The organism is Streptomyces sp. S4.7 (assembly GCF_010384365.1).
Lineage (GTDB): Bacteria > Actinomycetota > Actinomycetes > Streptomycetales > Streptomycetaceae > Streptomyces.
In genome coordinates this window covers 4,389,093-4,406,431 of sequence record NZ_CP048397.1, presented here as the reverse complement: position 1 = coordinate 4,406,431, position 17,339 = coordinate 4,389,093, and the positions used below count along the sequence as shown (strand labels likewise).

Below are 17,339 nucleotides of genomic sequence, written 5' to 3'. Positions count from 1 at the left end.
TCAACTCACCGTCGGTGACGCCCCGATGACGCACTGGTCCGATCATCTTTCGCGCGTAACCCAAGTGCCGCGACGCTCGTTGTGCGGGATGCAGGCTCCCTGTGGATGCGCTCAAGGCGTGCAACCTTCCGAACGGTCAGGGGAGTCGATCGTCATGACGAGAGGAGGTGCCGCCAGTGATCGCGAATGTCTCGGCACACCGGCGGGCGAACGCCTTCGCCCAGGCTCTGGAAGACCGGACGCCCCCGGGCGCTGCGGTGGAACAGCCCGCCGCGTCGGCCGAACCGACTGAGCAGGGGCGGCTGTTGGCCGTGGCGAACGGTCTCGGCGAGCTACCGAGACCCAAGCTGGACCCCGAGGTCAAAGTGGTGCAGCGAGCACAGCTCGTGGCAGCCATGGAGGCCATGCTGCTGGAGGGCACTGAGGGCGGAGCGACGTCCACGGGACCTACGGTGCCCGAGCAACGGCGGACATCGGGAAGGGGAGCCCACCGGGCCTCCCCGCTCCGGAAGTTCCGGAGGCTCCAGCCGAAGGCTCGCTGGTCGAAGGGGCTCGCGGCCGGAGGACTCACCGTCGGCGTGGCCGCCGGTGCCTTCGGCGGAGTGGCCGCTGCCAGTTCCGACGCCCTGCCCGGTGATTCGCTGTACGGGCTGAAGCGCGGCATGGAGGACTTCAAGCTCGGCATGGCCGACGAGGACGCCGACCGCGGCGGCCTCTACCTCGACCACGCCTCGACCCGGCTGAACGAGGCCCGCCGGCTGCTGGAGCGCGGGCGTTCCGGCGCGCTGGACCATGAATCGCTCGGTGAGATCCGCCGGGCGCTCAACGGCATGCGGCACGACGCGACCGAGGGCCACCGGCTGCTGAACCGGGCGTACGAGAAGGACGGCAAGATCAAGTCGATCGCGACGCTCTCCTCGTTCTCCGAATCGCACCGCGCCATCTGGAACGGCCTGCGGGACCGGCTGCCACCGCAGCTGAGCGACGTGGGAAGCCAGGTCAACTCGGTGTTCGACGCCATAGACGAGGACGTCGCCCCGTTGCAGGCGCTGCTGCCGCGCAGTCCCGACAAGAACGGCGGCTCGCAGGCACCAGGCGGCCCCACGGCGGACTCCGACACCTCCAGCGGTACGGACGGCAGCCCGTCACCGTCGAAGTCGGCCTCCGACCAGGGCCGTCCGGACAGCGGGGGCAAGCCGAGCCCGTCGGCTCCCGGCACCCCGGAGCACGACGGGCTGCTGCCCGACGCGCCCGGCGATCTGCTCAATCCGCCGTCCGGCAGCGGTCTTCCGTCGGCACCCGGCGAGGGCGGTATCGCACCGGCCCCGGACGTCACGATCCCGCCGCTGCTGCCCGGCCTGCTGCCGGGTCTCGGCATCGACACGGACGACGACTGATACAGACTGACACAGCCTGATACCGCCTGTATCGCCGACTGAGGCACCCCGTACGAAGGGGCGAGGGCCACTGGCCCTCGCCCCTTCCGTATGGCGCCGCCACTCGGTCAGAAGAAGACCGACCGGCGCTGCACCAGCAGCTTGTAGAGCGTGTGCTGGATCTGTTCCCGTACCTGATCGGTCAGGTTGAACATGAGCATCGGGTCCTCGGCCGCCTCCGGCGGATAACCGTCCGTGGGGATCGGCTCGCCGAACTGGATCGTCCACTTCGTCGGCAGCGGCAGCGCGCCCAGCGGCCCGAGCCACGGGAACGTCGGCGTGATCGGGAAGTACGGGAATCCCAGCAGCCGTGCCAGCGTCTTGGAGTTGCCGATCATCGGGTAGATCTCCTCCGCCCCGACGATCGAGCACGGCACGATCGGCACACCGTGCCGCAGCGCCGTGGAGACGAAACCGCCCCGGCCGAAGCGCTGCAACTTGTACCGCTCACCGAAGGGCTTCCCGAGTCCCTTGAAGCCCTCCGGCATCACGCCCACGATCTCACCGCGCTGGAGCAGCCGCTCCGCGTCCTCGGCGCACGCCAGGGTGTGACCGGCCTTGCGCGCCAGCTCGTTGACGACCGGCAGCATGAACACCAGGTCGGCGGCTAGCAGCCGCAGATGGCGGCCGGCGGGGTGGTTGTCGTGGACGGCGACCTGCATCATCAGCCCGTCGAGCGGGAGGGTGCCGGAGTGGTTGGACACCACCAGGGCGCCGCCGTCGGAGGGGATGTTCTCGATGCCCTTCACCTCGACGCGGAAGTAGTTCGCGTAGAGCGGGCGGATCAGCGACATCAGGACCTGGTCGGTGAGTTCCTTGTCGTACCCGAACTCGTCGACCGCGTAGTCACCGGTGACGCGGCGCCGCAGGAAGGCGAAGCCCTCGGCGAGCCGCCGGTCCCAGTCACCGCCACCGGACTCGGCCCCGTCCTCGGTCGCACCTGCGGCCGGGTCTTCGGCCGGGTCTTCGGCCATGGCGGGGCCTCCGGTCCCGTGCGCGGCGGCGTGCGGCTGGGCCGGACCGGGCGTCTGCTCGTCAACGTGCGGGGAGTCCTCGACCCCGTCCGGCTGATCGGGAACGGAAGAGAGCGAGTGCGGGCCGGATGTCGCCGCGGCCCCGGAATCCGATCCCGAACCGGAACCCGACGAGGGCGAGGGCGAGGAGGGGGATGCGGACGGAGACGACGGGCCGCGCCCCCGCGCGCGCTTCGCCGCGCGCCGTGACCGGGGCTCTTCGCCGAAGGGGATGACCTTGGCATCGGCCATTTAGCTGCGCTCCTTGCTGACGAGGGTGGCGAACTGGTCGACCGCGTCGGCGACAGCCTCCGGCGGCAACAGTCCGGCACCCCGGCTACGTGCGAAGTCCGTGAAGGCCTCCGCCGTCGTGTACGTGGGTACGAACCCCAGTGTCTCGCGCATCTGGTCCGTGCTGACGACCCTGCCGTGGGTCAGCAGCCGGATCTGCTCGGGCGAGAAGTCCGTCATGCCGAGCGTGCGCAGCGCGGAGCCGACCCAGGTCACGGCCGGCAGCAGGAGCGGCACCGTCGGCCTGCCGAGCCGCCGGGAGCACTGCGAGAGCAACAGCACGCCGTCACCGGCGATGTTGAAGGTCCCGCTGTTGAGCGTGCCCCGCCGGGGCTCGTGCAGGGCGATCCGCAGGACGTCGATGACGTCGTCCTCGTGGACGAACTGGAGCCGCGGGTCGTAGCCGAAGACCGTCGGCAGCACGGGCAGCGACAGATACTCGGCCAGCGGTGAGTCCGCCGCGGGCCCGAGGATGTTCGCGAAGCGCAGTACGCACACGGCGACGTCCGGGCGGCGGCGTGCGAAGCCGCGTACGTACCCCTCGACCTCCACCGCGTCCTTCGCGAAGCCGCCGCTGGGCAGCGACTTGGGCGGGGTGGTCTCGGTGAAGACGGCCGGGTCGCGGGGCGCGGCGCCGTACACGCTCGTGCTGGACTTGACGACCAGGCGCTCGACGGTGGGCGACTTCTGGCAGGCACCGAGCAGCTGCATGGTGCCGATGACGTTGGTCTCCTTGACCGCCGTCCGGCCGCCGGCGCCGAGCGGTGTGCCCGTCACGTCCATGTGCACCACGGTGTCGACGGAATGCTCGGCCAGGACGCGCGCTATGGCGGGCTGGCGGATGTCCGCGCGGACGAAATCGGCACCGCCGAGACTGTGCTCGGGGGTGACGGCGTCCACGCCGATGACCCGGTCCACCTCGGAATCGCGCAGGATTCGCCGTACGAGACGGCTGCCGAGCTGGCGGGCCACTCCGGTCACGAGCACGACCTTGCCCAAGATCAGCGCCTTCCCCTGAATTTGATGTCTGGCCCAAGCACATTGCTTGCCTCAGCCGTCACCGTAGCGGGTCGCCGTAGCCACATGACGGCCTCGCGGCGCTCTTCTCCGCACCTTCGCGAATCTTTGACCCGAACTGACCTCAGCGACACCAGAACGCACCGCGGCCCTCCCACCTGCATGGTGGAAGGGCCGTGATGTCACGTACAGCTGTCGCTCACTTCTTGTTACGACGCTGAACGCGGGTGCGCTTGAGCAGCTTGCGGTGCTTCTTCTTGGCCATCCGCTTACGCCGCTTCTTGATAACAGAGCCCACGACTACCCTCGCTCACTTCTCTTCACTCGGTGCGGGGCGTCTGGGCCCACACGACCTACGTTGGCCCAGCCTACCCGTCGCCGAGTGAGGGACGTAATCCGAGGGAAATCTCAGGCGGATTCGACCCCCACGAAAGACTCGCGGAGATACTCGTGAACCGCTTGCTCCGGAACCCGGAAAGACCTGCCCACCCGGATCGCCGGCAGATGACCACTGTGCACCAATCGGTACACGGTCATCTTCGACACTCGCATCACCGAGGCAACTTCCGCCACGGTAAGGAACTTGACCTCGTTGAGAGGCCTCTCGCTGCCAGCAGCCATGATCCACCTGTACCTTCCGCACCCGACGGCCCCCGGCTTCCCCTCCGGTGACTCTTCGTCGCTGTGCGCTCACTCCCCAGACTAGGGGCGGGTGATACGAGTGGGGAAGAGGAGCAGCACATGGTCTCCTACTGTGACAGACAGGCTCGATTGAGTACATAGCGAGTCAACGGGCGGTAGTAGTCGGACCGCACACCGTCGTCAACCGGGACCACGACGGAGACGCGCCCCTCCGCCTCGCCGACGAACAGCGCGGGGTCGTCGGTGTCCGCGAGACCGACAGCCTCAATGCCCAACTGACCTGCTCCGCAGACCCATCCATGGTCTCCGACGACCAACTCGGGAAGCGGCCCGCCGGCCTCGGCCACACTGTCCAGCACAACCCGAACGGGGAGGGGGGAATGGCTGTGCGCGCCGGTCTCACTCCCGGCGTGCGAAGCTTCGGATTCCCGCACCAACGCGACTCGTCGTACGTAGTCGAGGCGGTGCGTACGTACGCCGAACCGGGTCGTTATGTCGACACATCGCCCCCTCGCGGGGGTGAGGACGAGACACCCCGCCGCCGACAAAGCGTCTGCGAGACCCGCGTAGAACCCGATCAACCCGTGCGGATGCCCGGTCCCGAACAGCACGGGAGCCCGCCGCCCGGCGGCGCTGCCGAGGCGCGCGGCGAAGGCGTCGAGGCTGCGCAGCGTCAGCTCGGGATCGATGACATCGCCGCCGGAGACATGCGCCGGATCCCCGGAGACGCCGCACCGGTCGGCCATGAGCCGCAGCAAGTCGCCCTCGCGCCATGCCCGTTCGGGGGTGAGCCCCAGCGTCGCACGCGGATCGCGGGCGGCGAAGAGACGGTAACTGCGCAGGCTCTGCTCCCGCGTGGTGGCCACGGGGCCGGCCAGTCGGGCAGCCAGCAGATGGGCCCGTAGGGCTCCGGTACTCAACACAGCCCCGATGCTCCCGCAGGACGAAGGGCAGGGGACCAAAACGCCTATGCCACCGCACAGTTGGCGTAACGCCCCAATCCCCCCCCGCCCGCCCCCAAATAGCCCGCCCGGCGATTGAGGACACAACCGGGGCCCGCCAATCAAGCCCGTCCGCGATTGACGACCCGCCCCGGGCCGGCGCCCAACAAGGCCGTCCACCCAAGGAAGCCCGTCCGGGCGATCGAGGACGAACCGTCCACCGGGCGGCCCCGGACACCCGCCCTCACACCATCGCCCAACGCGGCACGCGCTACGCCAGCAACCCCCGCAACGGAAACACCGCCCTGCGAGTCGCCAGAATCGCCTGATCCAACCGGTCCGCGGGATCGTACCCCTCGTCCCACGCCTGCCAGTTCGGCGTACGCCCATCCGTCATCCGCCGCGGCGCGGACTCCCGCGTACGGGCGTAGACCTCCTCACGCCACTCCTCCGGGACCGCCGACTCCGGGTCGATCGGCGCGTGCGCCGCGATCGACACCAGATGGGTCCACGAGCGCGGCACGACGTCCACGACCGAGTACCCGCCACCGCCGAGCGCGACCCAGCGCCCCCCGTCGACGTACTCGTGCGCCAGCTCGTGGCACGACGCCTGCACCGCGCGCTGCGCGTCCAGCGACACCGCGAGATGCGCCAGCGGGTCCTCGAAGTGCGTATCCGCACCGTGCTGCGTCACCAGCGCCTGCGGCCGGAAGTCCGCCAGCAGCTCCGGCACCACGGAGTGGAACGCCCGCAGCCACCCCTCGTCACCCGTCCCGGCGGGCAGCGGCAGATTGACCGCGCTGCCCTCCCCCTCGCCCTCCCCCGTCTCCTCCGGCCAGCCGGTCTGCGGGAAGAGCGTGCGGGGATGCTCGTGCAGTGAGATCGTCAGGACGCGCGGGTCGTCCCAGAACGCCGCCTGGACGCCGTCCCCGTGGTGCACGTCCACGTCGACGTAGGCGACACGCTCCGCACCCAGCTCCAGGAGCCGCGCGATCGCGAGCGACGCGTCGTTGTAGATGCAGAAGCCCGACGCCGAGCCGGGCATCGCGTGGTGCAGGCCGCCGGCGAAGTTCACGGCGTGCCGCGCCGCGCCGCGCCACACGGCCTCGGCGGCGCCGACCGACTGCCCGGCGATCAGCGCGGACGCCTCGTGCATCCCGGCGAAGGCCGGATCGTCCACGGTCCCGATGCCGTACGAACCGTCGGCGGACCTCGGGTCGGCCGAACAGCGGCGTACGGCGTCGATGTACACCTCGTGGTGAACGAGTCCGAGCGTGGAGCGCCCCGCCGACGGGGCGGACACCACGTCCACCTCGCGGTCGAGCCCGTACGCGCGCACCAGCTCCCTCGTCAGTGCCAGGCGTACCGGGTCCATCGGGTGGCTGGACCCGAAGTCGTAGCCCGTTACGGCGTCATCCCACATCAACTGTGCGCGACCGGTCATGCCCGCCACCGTATCGGGCGGTCCCGTCGGCGAACGAGCGGGCGTACACCAGCGTCACAAGGATCATGAGCATCGGAACGAGCATCGCGCCCCGGTAGCTCCACACGTCACCGAGCGCGCCGACGAGCGGCGAGCCGATCAGGAAGCCCACGTAGTTGAAGATGTTCAGCCGGGCGACAGCCGCGTCGCTGGCCTCGGGAAACATCCGCCCCGCGGCGGCGAAGCACTGCGGCACGAGGACGCAGAGACCGAACCCGAGCATGGTGAAGCCCACGATCCCCACCCATGCTCCGGGCGCCAGGGCGACCACCGCGAAGCCCGCGGCGGCGAAGAGCGACCCGAAGCGTACGACCGCGACGGGCCCGAAGCGGCGCACCCCGAAGTCTCCGGCCGCGCGGCCGAGGAGTGTGGTGACCATGTACGCGTTGTACGGGACGGTGGCGACCTCGTCGGAGCTGCCCAGCACGTCCTGGAGGTACTTCGCGCTCCAGTTGGAGACGGTGGAATCGCCGATGTAGGCGAAGGTCATGACGAGGCACAGCGGCAGGAGGGCCTTGAACGCGACGCTCTTCCCGGGGGCGGCCGTCGAGGGATCGCCCGGTATTCGCGCGTCCGTTTTCGTATCCGCGCCCGTGTACCAGCGGCTCCCGACGAGCGCGGCCGGCAACAGCACGACGACGACCGGCAGATACGACACCAGCAGCGACAGATCCCAGTGCGCCCCGGCCCACGCGAGGGAGGCCCCCGCGATGCCGCCGAGGCTGTACGTGGCGTGGAAGCCGAGCATGATGCTGCGCCCGTACGCCCGCTGAAGGCGCACCCCCAGCATGTTCATCGACGCGTCGAGCGCCCCGACCGACAGCCCGAACGCACCGAGCGACGCGGTGAGTTGCCACACCTGATCGCCGGCGGCGACTCCGAGGAGAGCGAGCAGCACGAGCGGCTGGGCCCACCTCAGTACGACTCGGGGCTGTACGCGCGCGACGATCTTCTCAGTCAGGACGCTGCCCACACCGGCGAGAATCGGCACGGCCGCCAGAAACGCCGGAAGCAGGGCATCGGATATCCCGTACCGGTCCTGGATGGCGGGAATGCGGGTCACGAGGAGAGCAAAGGCCACTCCCTGTACGAAGAAGCTCAGCGCCAGGGACACCCGTCCGTGTCTCAACCGTGCGTCTGTCTTGACCGGCTTGGCTGTCATGGCCGGCCAGCGTATGGCTCCGCGCTACCCAGGGGTAGATGGATCAGCCAAGCAGTTCCGGAAGCGTAGCCATGGAGGAGAAGTAGGCGGTGGCGCCCGCCAGCTGGGCGGCGGGGGTCATCGCGGTGAACGCGTACACATCCATCCCGGCCGCCCGCGCGGCGGCCACCCCGAGCGGACTGTCCTCGACGACGACGCACCGCGCGGGAGAGACACCCATCCGCTCGGCCGCGTGCAGGAAAAGATCGGGCGCCGGCTTTCCACGGCCGACGTCCTGCGCGCTGAAGACGATCCCCGGCTCGAACCACCGATCGAGTCCGGTCTTCCGGTGCCCGACCCGGATCCGCTCATGGCTTCCGGACGATGCGACGCAGTACCGCCGGCCGTCGGCGGCCAGCTTCTCCAGCACTTCGACGACCCCGTCCACCGGCTTCAACTCCCGCTCGAACGCGGCGAACACGCGGCTGTGCAGTGTGTCGTCGAAGTCTTCGGGCAGCAGCTGCCCGGTTCTCTCCTTCACGAGATCGTGCACGCGGTGAACCGCGGAGCCCATGTAGTCGCGGAGGGAATCCTCGTAGGTGGTGGGATGACCGAGTTCGGTGAGATAGCCGGCGAGGATGGTGTTGGAAAGCGGCTCGCTGTCGACGAGGACGCCGTCGTTGTCGAAGATGACCAGTTCATAGCTCATGTGCCGACTGTAGGCGGCCCTGAACGCAGAAATGCCTCAGCCCCCGAACATGGTTCGGGGGCTGAGGCTAAAGATTGTTCGGCGGCGTCCTACTCTCCCACAGGGTCCCCCCTGCAGTACCATCGGCGCTGAAAGGCTTAGCTTCCGGGTTCGGAATGTAACCGGGCGTTTCCCTAACGCAATGACCACCGAAACACAATGAAACACATGAACAAACCGGATGACCACACGGAATTGTTCGTTGTCTCAGAACTAACACAGTGGACGCGAGCAACTGAGGACAAGCCCTCGGCCTATTAGTACCGGTCAACTCCACACCTCACAGTGCTTCCATATCCGGCCTATCAACCCAGTCGTCTACTGGGAGCCTTACCCCATCAAGTGGGTGGGAGTCCTCATCTCGAAGCAGGCTTCCCGCTTAGATGCTTTCAGCGGTTATCCCTCCCGAACGTAGCCAACCAGCCATGCCCTTGGCAGGACAACTGGCACACCAGAGGTTCGTCCGTCCCGGTCCTCTCGTACTAGGGACAGCCCTTCTCAAGACTCCTGCGCGCGCAGCGGATAGGGACCGAACTGTCTCACGACGTTCTAAACCCAGCTCGCGTACCGCTTTAATGGGCGAACAGCCCAACCCTTGGGACCGACTCCAGCCCCAGGATGCGACGAGCCGACATCGAGGTGCCAAACCATCCCGTCGATATGGACTCTTGGGGAAGATCAGCCTGTTATCCCCGGGGTACCTTTTATCCGTTGAGCGACGGCGCTTCCACAAGCCACCGCCGGATCACTAGTCCCGACTTTCGTCCCTGCTCGACCCGTCGGTCTCACAGTCAAGCTCCCTTGTGCACTTACACTCAACACCTGATTACCAACCAGGCTGAGGGAACCTTTGGGCGCCTCCGTTACTCTTTAGGAGGCAACCGCCCCAGTTAAACTACCCATCAGACACTGTCCCTGATCCGGATCACGGACCCAGGTTAGACATCCAGCACGACCAGAGTGGTATTTCAACGACGACTCCACCTGAACTGGCGTCCAAGCTTCAAAGTCTCCCACCTATCCTACACAAGCCGAACCGAACACCAATATCAAACTGTAGTAAAGGTCCCGGGGTCTTTCCGTCCTGCTGCGCGAAACGAGCATCTTTACTCGTAGTGCAATTTCACCGGGCCTATGGTTGAGACAGTCGAGAAGTCGTTACGCCATTCGTGCAGGTCGGAACTTACCCGACAAGGAATTTCGCTACCTTAGGATGGTTATAGTTACCACCGCCGTTTACTGGCGCTTAAGTTCTCAGCTTCGCCACACCGAAATGTGACTAACCGGTCCCCTTAACGTTCCAGCACCGGGCAGGCGTCAGTCCGTATACATCGCCTTACGGCTTCGCACGGACCTGTGTTTTTAGTAAACAGTCGCTTCTCGCTGGTCTCTGCGGCCACCCCCAGCTCAGAGTGCAAGACTCATCACCAGAAATGGCCCCCCTTCTCCCGAAGTTACGGGGGCATTTTGCCGAGTTCCTTAACCATAGTTCACCCGAACGCCTCGGTATTCTCTACCTGACCACCTGAGTCGGTTTAGGGTACGGGCCGCCATGAAACTCGCTAGAGGCTTTTCTCGACAGCATAGGATCATCCACTTCACCACAATCGGCTCGGCATCAGGTCTCAGACTATATGCACGACGGATTTGCCTACCGTGCGTCCTACACCCTTACCCCGGGACAACCACCGCCCGGGCTGGACTACCTTCCTGCGTCACCCCATCGCTTACCTACTGCAAGTCTGGTCCGACGGCTCCACCACTTCCCTTTGCCCGAAGGCTCCAGGACGGCTTCACGGTCTTAGCATCGCCTGGTTCAGTACTGGGCGTTTCAAAGCGGGTACCGGAATATCAACCGGTTGTCCATCGACTACGCCTGTCGGCCTCGCCTTAGGTCCCGACTTACCCTGGGCAGATCAGCTTGACCCAGGAACCCTTAGTCAATCGGCGCACACGTTTCCCACGTGTGTATCGCTACTCATGCCTGCATTCTCACTCGTGAACCGTCCACCCCTCGCTTCCGCGGAGGCTTCACCCGGCACACGACGCTCCCCTACCCATCCGCACGCCCGTTGGGGCTATGTGTACGAATGACACGACTTCGGCGGTACGCTTGAGCCCCGCTACATTGTCGGCGCGGAATCACTTGACCAGTGAGCTATTACGCACTCTTTCAAGGGTGGCTGCTTCTAAGCCAACCTCCTGGTTGTCTCTGCGACTCCACATCCTTTCCCACTTAGCGTACGCTTAGGGGCCTTAGTCGATGCTCTGGGCTGTTTCCCTCTCGACCATGGAGCTTATCCCCCACAGTCTCACTGCCGCGCTCTCACTTACCGGCATTCGGAGTTTGGCTAAGGTCAGTAACCCGGTAGGGCCCATCGCCTATCCAGTGCTCTACCTCCGGCAAGAAACACACGACGCTGCACCTAAATGCATTTCGGGGAGAACCAGCTATCACGGAGTTTGATTGGCCTTTCACCCCTAACCACAGGTCATCCCCCAGGTTTTCAACCCTGGTGGGTTCGGTCCTCCACGACCTCTTACAGCCGCTTCAACCTGCCCATGGCTAGATCACTCCGCTTCGGGTCTTGAGCGCGCTACTATACCGCCCTGTTCGGACTCGCTTTCGCTACGGCTTCCCCACACGGGTTAACCTCGCAACACACCGCAAACTCGCAGGCTCATTCTTCAAAAGGCACGCAGTCACGACTGACAGCACAAGTACTGCCAGCGACGCTCCCACGGCTTGTAGGCACACGGTTTCAGGTACTATTTCACTCCGCTCCCGCGGTACTTTTCACCATTCCCTCACGGTACTATCCGCTATCGGTCACCAGGGAATATTTAGGCTTAGCGGGTGGTCCCGCCAGATTCACACGGGATTTCTCGGGCCCCGTGCTACTTGGGTGTCTCTCAAACGAGCCGTTAATGTTTCAGCTACGGGGGTCTTACCCTCTACGCCGGACCTTTCGCATGTCCTTCGCCTACATCAACGGTTTCTGACTCGCCTCACAGCCGGCAGACTGTGAAAAAGAGATCCCACAACCCCGCATGCGCAACCCCTGCCGGGTATCACACACATACGGTTTGGCCTCATCCGGTTTCGCTCGCCACTACTCCCGGAATCACGGTTGTTTTCTCTTCCTGAGGGTACTGAGATGTTTCACTTCCCCTCGTTCCCTCCACACTGCCTATGTGTTCAGCAGCGGGTGACAGCCCATGACGACTGCCGGGTTTCCCCATTCGGACACCCCCGGATCAAAGCTCGGTTGACAGCTCCCCGGGGCCTATCGCGGCCTCCCACGTCCTTCATCGGTTCCTGGTGCCAAGGCATCCACCGTGCGCCCTTAAAAACTTGGCCACAGATGCTCGCGTCCACTGTGCAGTTCTCAAACAACGACCAACCACCCGCCACCCCCGCAGAATCTGCGGAGTTCACCGGGGCCGGCATCCCGAAGACACAAGCAGAAAAACTGCCCGTACCCTCAGACACCCAACAGCGCGCCCGGCCCAGCAAATCCGCCGTATTCACGTTCCACGCCCCGAAGGACAGTACTGGCAAACACAACCAACTCACTGTGCCGAATAGTCAACGTTCCACCCATGAGCAACCAGCACCGGACATTCGCCGGCGTACTGGCCCCTGACCAGACCCCCGAAAGGCTCTGGTGAGAAGTGCTCCTTAGAAAGGAGGTGATCCAGCCGCACCTTCCGGTACGGCTACCTTGTTACGACTTCGTCCCAATCGCCAGTCCCACCTTCGACAGCTCCCTCCCACAAGGGGTTGGGCCACCGGCTTCGGGTGTTACCGACTTTCGTGACGTGACGGGCGGTGTGTACAAGGCCCGGGAACGTATTCACCGCAGCAATGCTGATCTGCGATTACTAGCAACTCCGACTTCATGGGGTCGAGTTGCAGACCCCAATCCGAACTGAGACCGGCTTTTTGAGATTCGCTCCACCTTGCGGTATCGCAGCTCATTGTACCGGCCATTGTAGCACGTGTGCAGCCCAAGACATAAGGGGCATGATGACTTGACGTCGTCCCCACCTTCCTCCGAGTTGACCCCGGCGGTCTCCTGTGAGTCCCCATCACCCCGAAGGGCATGCTGGCAACACAGAACAAGGGTTGCGCTCGTTGCGGGACTTAACCCAACATCTCACGACACGAGCTGACGACAGCCATGCACCACCTGTACACCGACCACAAGGGGGGCACCATCTCTGATGCTTTCCGGTGTATGTCAAGCCTTGGTAAGGTTCTTCGCGTTGCGTCGAATTAAGCCACATGCTCCGCTGCTTGTGCGGGCCCCCGTCAATTCCTTTGAGTTTTAGCCTTGCGGCCGTACTCCCCAGGCGGGGAACTTAATGCGTTAGCTGCGGCACCGACGACGTGGAATGTCGCCAACACCTAGTTCCCAACGTTTACGGCGTGGACTACCAGGGTATCTAATCCTGTTCGCTCCCCACGCTTTCGCTCCTCAGCGTCAGTAATGGCCCAGAGATCCGCCTTCGCCACCGGTGTTCCTCCTGATATCTGCGCATTTCACCGCTACACCAGGAATTCCGATCTCCCCTACCACACTCTAGTCTGCCCGTATCGAATGCAGACCCGGGGTTAAGCCCCGGGCTTTCACACCCGACGTGACAAACCGCCTACGAGCTCTTTACGCCCAATAATTCCGGACAACGCTTGCGCCCTACGTATTACCGCGGCTGCTGGCACGTAGTTAGCCGGCGCTTCTTCTGCAGGTACCGTCACTTTCGCTTCTTCCCTGCTGAAAGAGGTTTACAACCCGAAGGCCGTCATCCCTCACGCGGCGTCGCTGCATCAGGCTTTCGCCCATTGTGCAATATTCCCCACTGCTGCCTCCCGTAGGAGTCTGGGCCGTGTCTCAGTCCCAGTGTGGCCGGTCGCCCTCTCAGGCCGGCTACCCGTCGTCGCCTTGGTAGGCCATTACCCCACCAACAAGCTGATAGGCCGCGGGCTCATCCTGCACCGCCGGAGCTTTCAACCGTCCCCCATGAGGGGCACAGTATTATCCGGTATTAGACCCCGTTTCCAGGGCTTGTCCCAGAGTGCAGGGCAGATTGCCCACGTGTTACTCACCCGTTCGCCACTAATCCACCCGAAGGCTTCATCGTTCGACTTGCATGTGTTAAGCACGCCGCCAGCGTTCGTCCTGAGCCAGGATCAAACTCTCCGTGAATGTATTCCCGACCCGAAGGTCAGGTGGACACCACGAGAGCGGAACAACCGGTCGGAATAAGACCGGTCGTTCACAGCGTCCTCGCTGTGTTTCTATCAAAGGAACCTCAACCCAATCCACAGAATGCGGACGAGGTCGGGGTATCAACATATCTGGCGTTGACTTTTGGCACGCTGTTGAGTTCTCAAGGAACGGACGCTTCCTTCGGTCCCGTCTCCGGGCCCCTCCGGGCTTTCCCTTCGGTCTTGCTGTCTTGCGTTCCCGACTCTATCAGAACCTTTCGGCGTCTGATTCCCAGTCAGCGGGTTTGTCTTTCCGGCCCTGCGGCCGTTCCGACGAGTGAGACTTTAGCGGAACCGTTCCCCCGACGCTAATCGGGGTTCGCGTCCCTTCGAACGCGGATTCCCCATTTCGCAAAAGCGCACGCAAAAGCAAGCGACCGGATGTCGCACGTTTGCAGTGGTCTTGCGGAATGACCGTCCGGGGATCGACCGAGGTCGATGCTCACGTCGGACAGCTCGGAGAACATTACTTTCACGTCTGGGACGTGTCAACTTCGGGTCGGCGGGGTACAGGCCGCGTACTCTTGCGCCCATGACCACGCATGCGTGCAACTTCAGCTGGCGGGCCGTCTGACGGCGGCCTGCTGACACGTATGCGATCAACGGCCGCCGCTCCGGCGGCCGTTCGCGTTCTCCCCCTGTGGAGGTTCGGGAGCCCGGCCTCCACGGCTGCGGCTCCGAACCAGGAGAGGGACGACAGAGATGACGCGGATCTTCAGCGGGGTCAAGCCGACGGGCCATCTGACGCTGGGCAACTACCTCGGAGCCGTACGCAGGTGGGCGGAGGTGGACCAGTACCGGGCCGATGCCCTGTTCAGCATCGTCGACCTGCACGCCCTGACCGTCGAACACGATCCGGCCCGTGTTCGCAGACTCAGCCGGCAGGCAGCGACGCTGCTGCTGGCGGCCGGGCTGGATCCGGCGCGGTGCACGGTGTTCGTCCAGAGTCATGTGGACGAGCACACTCGGCTCTCCTATCTATTGGAGTGCACGGCGACGGACGGCGAGCTGCGGCGCATGATCCAGTACAAGGAGAAGTCCGTGCGCGCCAAGGCCGCCGGGCAGAGTGTGCGGACGTCGCTGCTGACCTATCCGGCGCTGATGGCGGCGGACATCCTCGCGTACCGGACCGACGAGGTGCCGGTCGGGGACGACCAGACGCAGCACTTGGAGCTGACGCGCGACCTGGCCGAGCGTTTCAACCTTCGCTACGGGCCGACGTTCACCGTCCCCAGGGCCACGAATCCGCCGGTGGCCGCCCGGGTCATGGATCTCCAGGATCCGAGCTCGAAGATGGGGAAGTCGCACGAGTCCGGGGCCGGGATCGTCTATCTGCTGGACGAGACGGACGTGGTGCGCAGGAAGGTGATGCGGGCCGTCACGGACAGCGGGCGTGAGGTCGAGTACGACCCGGTCGGCAGGCCGGGGGTGGCGAATCTGCTGGAGATCCTGTCGGCGTGCGAGGGCGGGAACCCAACTGAGCTGGCCGGTGTATATGAGTCGTACGGCTCGCTCAAGAAGGACACGGCTGAGGCCGTCGTCGAGCTGTTGCGGCCGGTCCGGGCGCGGCATGCGGAGCTCGCGGCGGATCCCGGTCATGTGGACCAGGTCCTGAAGGAGGGTGCGGAGCGGGCCAGGGGGATGGCCCGGCCGGTGGTGGATGCCGCCTATGAGGCGATCGGGCTTCTGCCGGCCGGCTGACGGAAAGCGGCGCGGTAGTCGCGCGGGCTGGTGCCGAGGTGGCCGGCGAAGTGCTGGCGCATGGTCACCTCGCTGCCGAAGCCCGTGCGGCCCGCGACCTCGGCCATGGGGAGGTCGGTGCGTTCGAGGAGTTTCTGTGCCGCCGCGAGGCGCTGTGCGATGAGCCAGCGCAGCGGCGTGGTGCCGGTGGTGGCCTGGAAGTGGCGGGCGAAGGAGCGGGGGGACATTCCCGCGTGGGCGGCGAGGTCGGTGATGGTGAGCGGCCGGTCGAGGTGGTGCAGGGCGTATTCGCGTACGGAGGCGAGGGCGTCCTCGTCCCGGTCGGCGCGGGGCGTGGGCCGTTCGATGAACTGGGCCTGGGTGCCTGTGCGGTAGGGCGCCGTGACCATCGAGCGGGCGATGGTCGCCGCGGTCTCGGCTCCGTGGGTCGTGCGGACGAGGTGGAGGCAGAGGTCGATGCCCGCTGCCGTGCCGGCGGAGGTCCAGATGTTGCTGTCGTGGAGGAAGAGGGCGTCGGGGACGACCGTGACCCGGGGGTGGTGCTCGCGGAGAAGGCCGGTGAGGTTCCAGTGGGTGATGGCGCGGCGGCCGTCGAGGAGGCCGGCCTGGGCGAGGGTGAAGGCGCCGCCGCAGAGCGCGGCGATCGTCGTGCCTCGGCCGTGGGCGCGGCGGAGGGCGCCGAGTACCGGTGCGGGGGCGGGGGTGAGGTGGTCGTCCAGGCCGGGGACGACGATCAGGTCGGCGCGGGTGAGCCAGGCGAGGGTGCGGTCGGGGGTGAGGGTGAGCCCGCCGCGCAGGGCGATGGGCGCGGGGTCGGCGGCCGGGCGGTGGAGGTCGAAGGCGGGCACGCCCCGGTCGGTGCGGTCATCGCCCCAGACCTCGGTGATGACCGATACGTCGAAGGCACGGACACCGGGAAAGGCGAGGAGGGCGATGCGTTGAGGAGTGGGGACGGCTACGTCGGCCATGAGTGGCAGTAAACCATCGACCGCTGACTTCTGTACCTCTGGAGGCGGGCCGCGCCCGGCGGCAGCATGGGGTCCATGGAGATAGCTGAGAACGCGGCGCTGGTGGTCATCGATGTGCAGCACGGATTCGAGGAGGTGGAGTACTGGGGTGTGCGGAACAACCCGGAGGCGGACGACAACATCGCCGCGCTGATCGACGCGTGGCAGGCGAGTGGGCGGCCGGTCGTGTTCACCCGGCACGACTCGACCACGCCGGGATCACCGTTGCGGCCCGGGTATGAGGGGAACGGCTTCAAGGAGTACGTCGAGCGGCGGCGGGGGAAGGGCGCGGCCGAGTCTGAGCTGCTGGTGGTGAAGAGCGTGAACTCCGCTTTTTACGGCACGCCGGATCTGGGGGCGTGGCTCAAGGCCGCGGGGATCGGTCAGCTCGTGGTGGCGGGGATCCAGACCAACATGTGTGCGGAGACCACGACACGCATGGCCGGGAATCTCGGGTACGAGGTGTTCTTCGCGCTCGACGCGACGTACACCTTCGGCCAGAAGGGGCCCTGGGGCTGGGAGTCGAGCGCGCGGGAGTTGACGCGGGCGACGGCGGTGTCGCTGCACGGTGGTGGTTTCGCGAAGGTCGTGACGACGGAGGAGGTGGTGAGGGCGGCGTCCGTCTGACCGTGCGCCGGGGGCGTGGG

General features: G+C 65.6%; 12 protein-coding genes and 3 rRNA genes. 3 read left to right on the top strand and 12 right to left on the bottom strand.

Going from position 1 to position 17,339, the window contains the following annotated elements; all coding sequences use genetic code 11:
* The first annotated feature begins 176 nt into the window (after positions 1 to 176).
* Positions 177 to 1,397: a DUF5667 domain-containing protein gene (locus SSPS47_RS19685; protein WP_164252204.1), complete on the top strand. Its 1,221-nt coding sequence runs from the start codon at positions 177 to 179 to the stop codon at positions 1,395 to 1,397.
* A 107-nt stretch (positions 1,398 to 1,504) separates the two neighbouring features.
* Here SSPS47_RS19685 and SSPS47_RS19680 read toward each other — a convergent pair whose 3' ends face one another.
* The 11 genes from SSPS47_RS19680 to SSPS47_RS19630 all read right to left on the bottom strand — a co-directional run bounded on the left by SSPS47_RS19680 (position 1,505) and on the right by SSPS47_RS19630 (position 13,922).
* Entirely contained in the window at positions 1,505 to 2,701 is a 1,197-nt protein-coding gene (locus SSPS47_RS19680; RefSeq protein ID WP_164252203.1) for a lysophospholipid acyltransferase family protein, read from the bottom strand.
* Positions 2,702 to 3,739 carry an NAD-dependent epimerase/dehydratase family protein gene (locus SSPS47_RS19675; protein WP_147874499.1) on the bottom strand — a complete coding sequence of 346 codons (1,038 nt, stop codon included), beginning with the start codon at positions 3,737 to 3,739 and terminating at the stop codon, positions 2,702 to 2,704. It abuts the gene before it with no gap.
* 217 nt (positions 3,740 to 3,956) lie between these two features.
* Positions 3,957 to 4,055 (bottom strand): AURKAIP1/COX24 domain-containing protein, encoded by a 99-nt coding sequence (locus tag SSPS47_RS19670; protein WP_003948845.1) that lies wholly within the window; start codon positions 4,053 to 4,055, stop codon positions 3,957 to 3,959.
* A 110-nt stretch (positions 4,056 to 4,165) separates the two neighbouring features.
* Positions 4,166 to 4,378 (bottom strand): helix-turn-helix domain-containing protein, encoded by a 213-nt coding sequence (locus SSPS47_RS19665; RefSeq protein ID WP_014046653.1) that lies wholly within the window; start codon positions 4,376 to 4,378, stop codon positions 4,166 to 4,168.
* 128 nt (positions 4,379 to 4,506) lie between these two features.
* Positions 4,507 to 5,322: a phosphatase gene (locus SSPS47_RS19660; RefSeq protein WP_164252202.1), complete on the bottom strand. Its 816-nt coding sequence runs from the start codon at positions 5,320 to 5,322 to the stop codon at positions 4,507 to 4,509.
* A gap of 289 nt (positions 5,323 to 5,611) precedes the next feature.
* Positions 5,612 to 6,784, bottom strand: a complete 1,173-nt coding sequence (locus SSPS47_RS19655; RefSeq protein WP_164252201.1) for an acetoin utilization protein AcuC — start codon at positions 6,782 to 6,784, stop codon at positions 5,612 to 5,614.
* Positions 6,753 to 7,985 carry an MFS transporter gene (locus SSPS47_RS19650; protein WP_164252200.1) on the bottom strand — a complete coding sequence of 411 codons (1,233 nt, stop codon included), beginning with the start codon at positions 7,983 to 7,985 and terminating at the stop codon, positions 6,753 to 6,755. The genes SSPS47_RS19655 and SSPS47_RS19650 overlap by 32 nt, the downstream gene beginning before the upstream one ends.
* 43 nt (positions 7,986 to 8,028) lie before the next feature.
* A complete protein-coding gene (locus SSPS47_RS19645; protein WP_164252199.1) occupies positions 8,029 to 8,673 on the bottom strand; it encodes an HAD family hydrolase in 645 nt (214 codons plus the stop codon).
* Positions 8,674 to 8,749: 76 nt separating this feature from the next.
* Positions 8,750 to 8,866: ribosomal RNA gene (rrf, locus tag SSPS47_RS19640) — 5S ribosomal RNA — on the bottom strand.
* 83 nt (positions 8,867 to 8,949) lie between these two features.
* Positions 8,950 to 12,073, bottom strand: a 23S ribosomal RNA gene (locus SSPS47_RS19635).
* 325 nt (positions 12,074 to 12,398) lie between these two features.
* Positions 12,399 to 13,922 (bottom strand): 16S ribosomal RNA (locus SSPS47_RS19630).
* The 16S, 23S and 5S rRNA genes sit together here, the layout of an rRNA operon.
* A 764-nt stretch (positions 13,923 to 14,686) precedes the next feature.
* On the opposite strand from SSPS47_RS19630, the gene trpS reads away from it, so the two are divergent.
* The gene (trpS, locus tag SSPS47_RS19625) at positions 14,687 to 15,685 is read left to right on the top strand and encodes a tryptophan--tRNA ligase (protein ID WP_164252198.1); all 999 of its coding nucleotides are present in this window, start codon (positions 14,687 to 14,689) and stop codon (positions 15,683 to 15,685) included.
* Here the strand turns inward: trpS and SSPS47_RS19620 are convergent.
* On the bottom strand, positions 15,652 to 16,653 hold the full coding sequence (locus tag SSPS47_RS19620) for a helix-turn-helix domain-containing protein (RefSeq protein WP_164252197.1): 1,002 nt from the start codon (positions 16,651 to 16,653) through the stop codon (positions 15,652 to 15,654). The genes trpS and SSPS47_RS19620 overlap by 34 nt on opposite strands.
* Before the next feature lie 75 nt (positions 16,654 to 16,728).
* On the opposite strand from SSPS47_RS19620, the gene SSPS47_RS19615 reads away from it, so the two are divergent.
* Complete coding sequence (locus tag SSPS47_RS19615) at positions 16,729 to 17,319, top strand: cysteine hydrolase family protein (RefSeq protein ID WP_164252196.1); 591 nt, start codon at positions 16,729 to 16,731, stop codon at positions 17,317 to 17,319.
* Positions 17,320 to 17,339 lie beyond the last annotated feature (20 nt).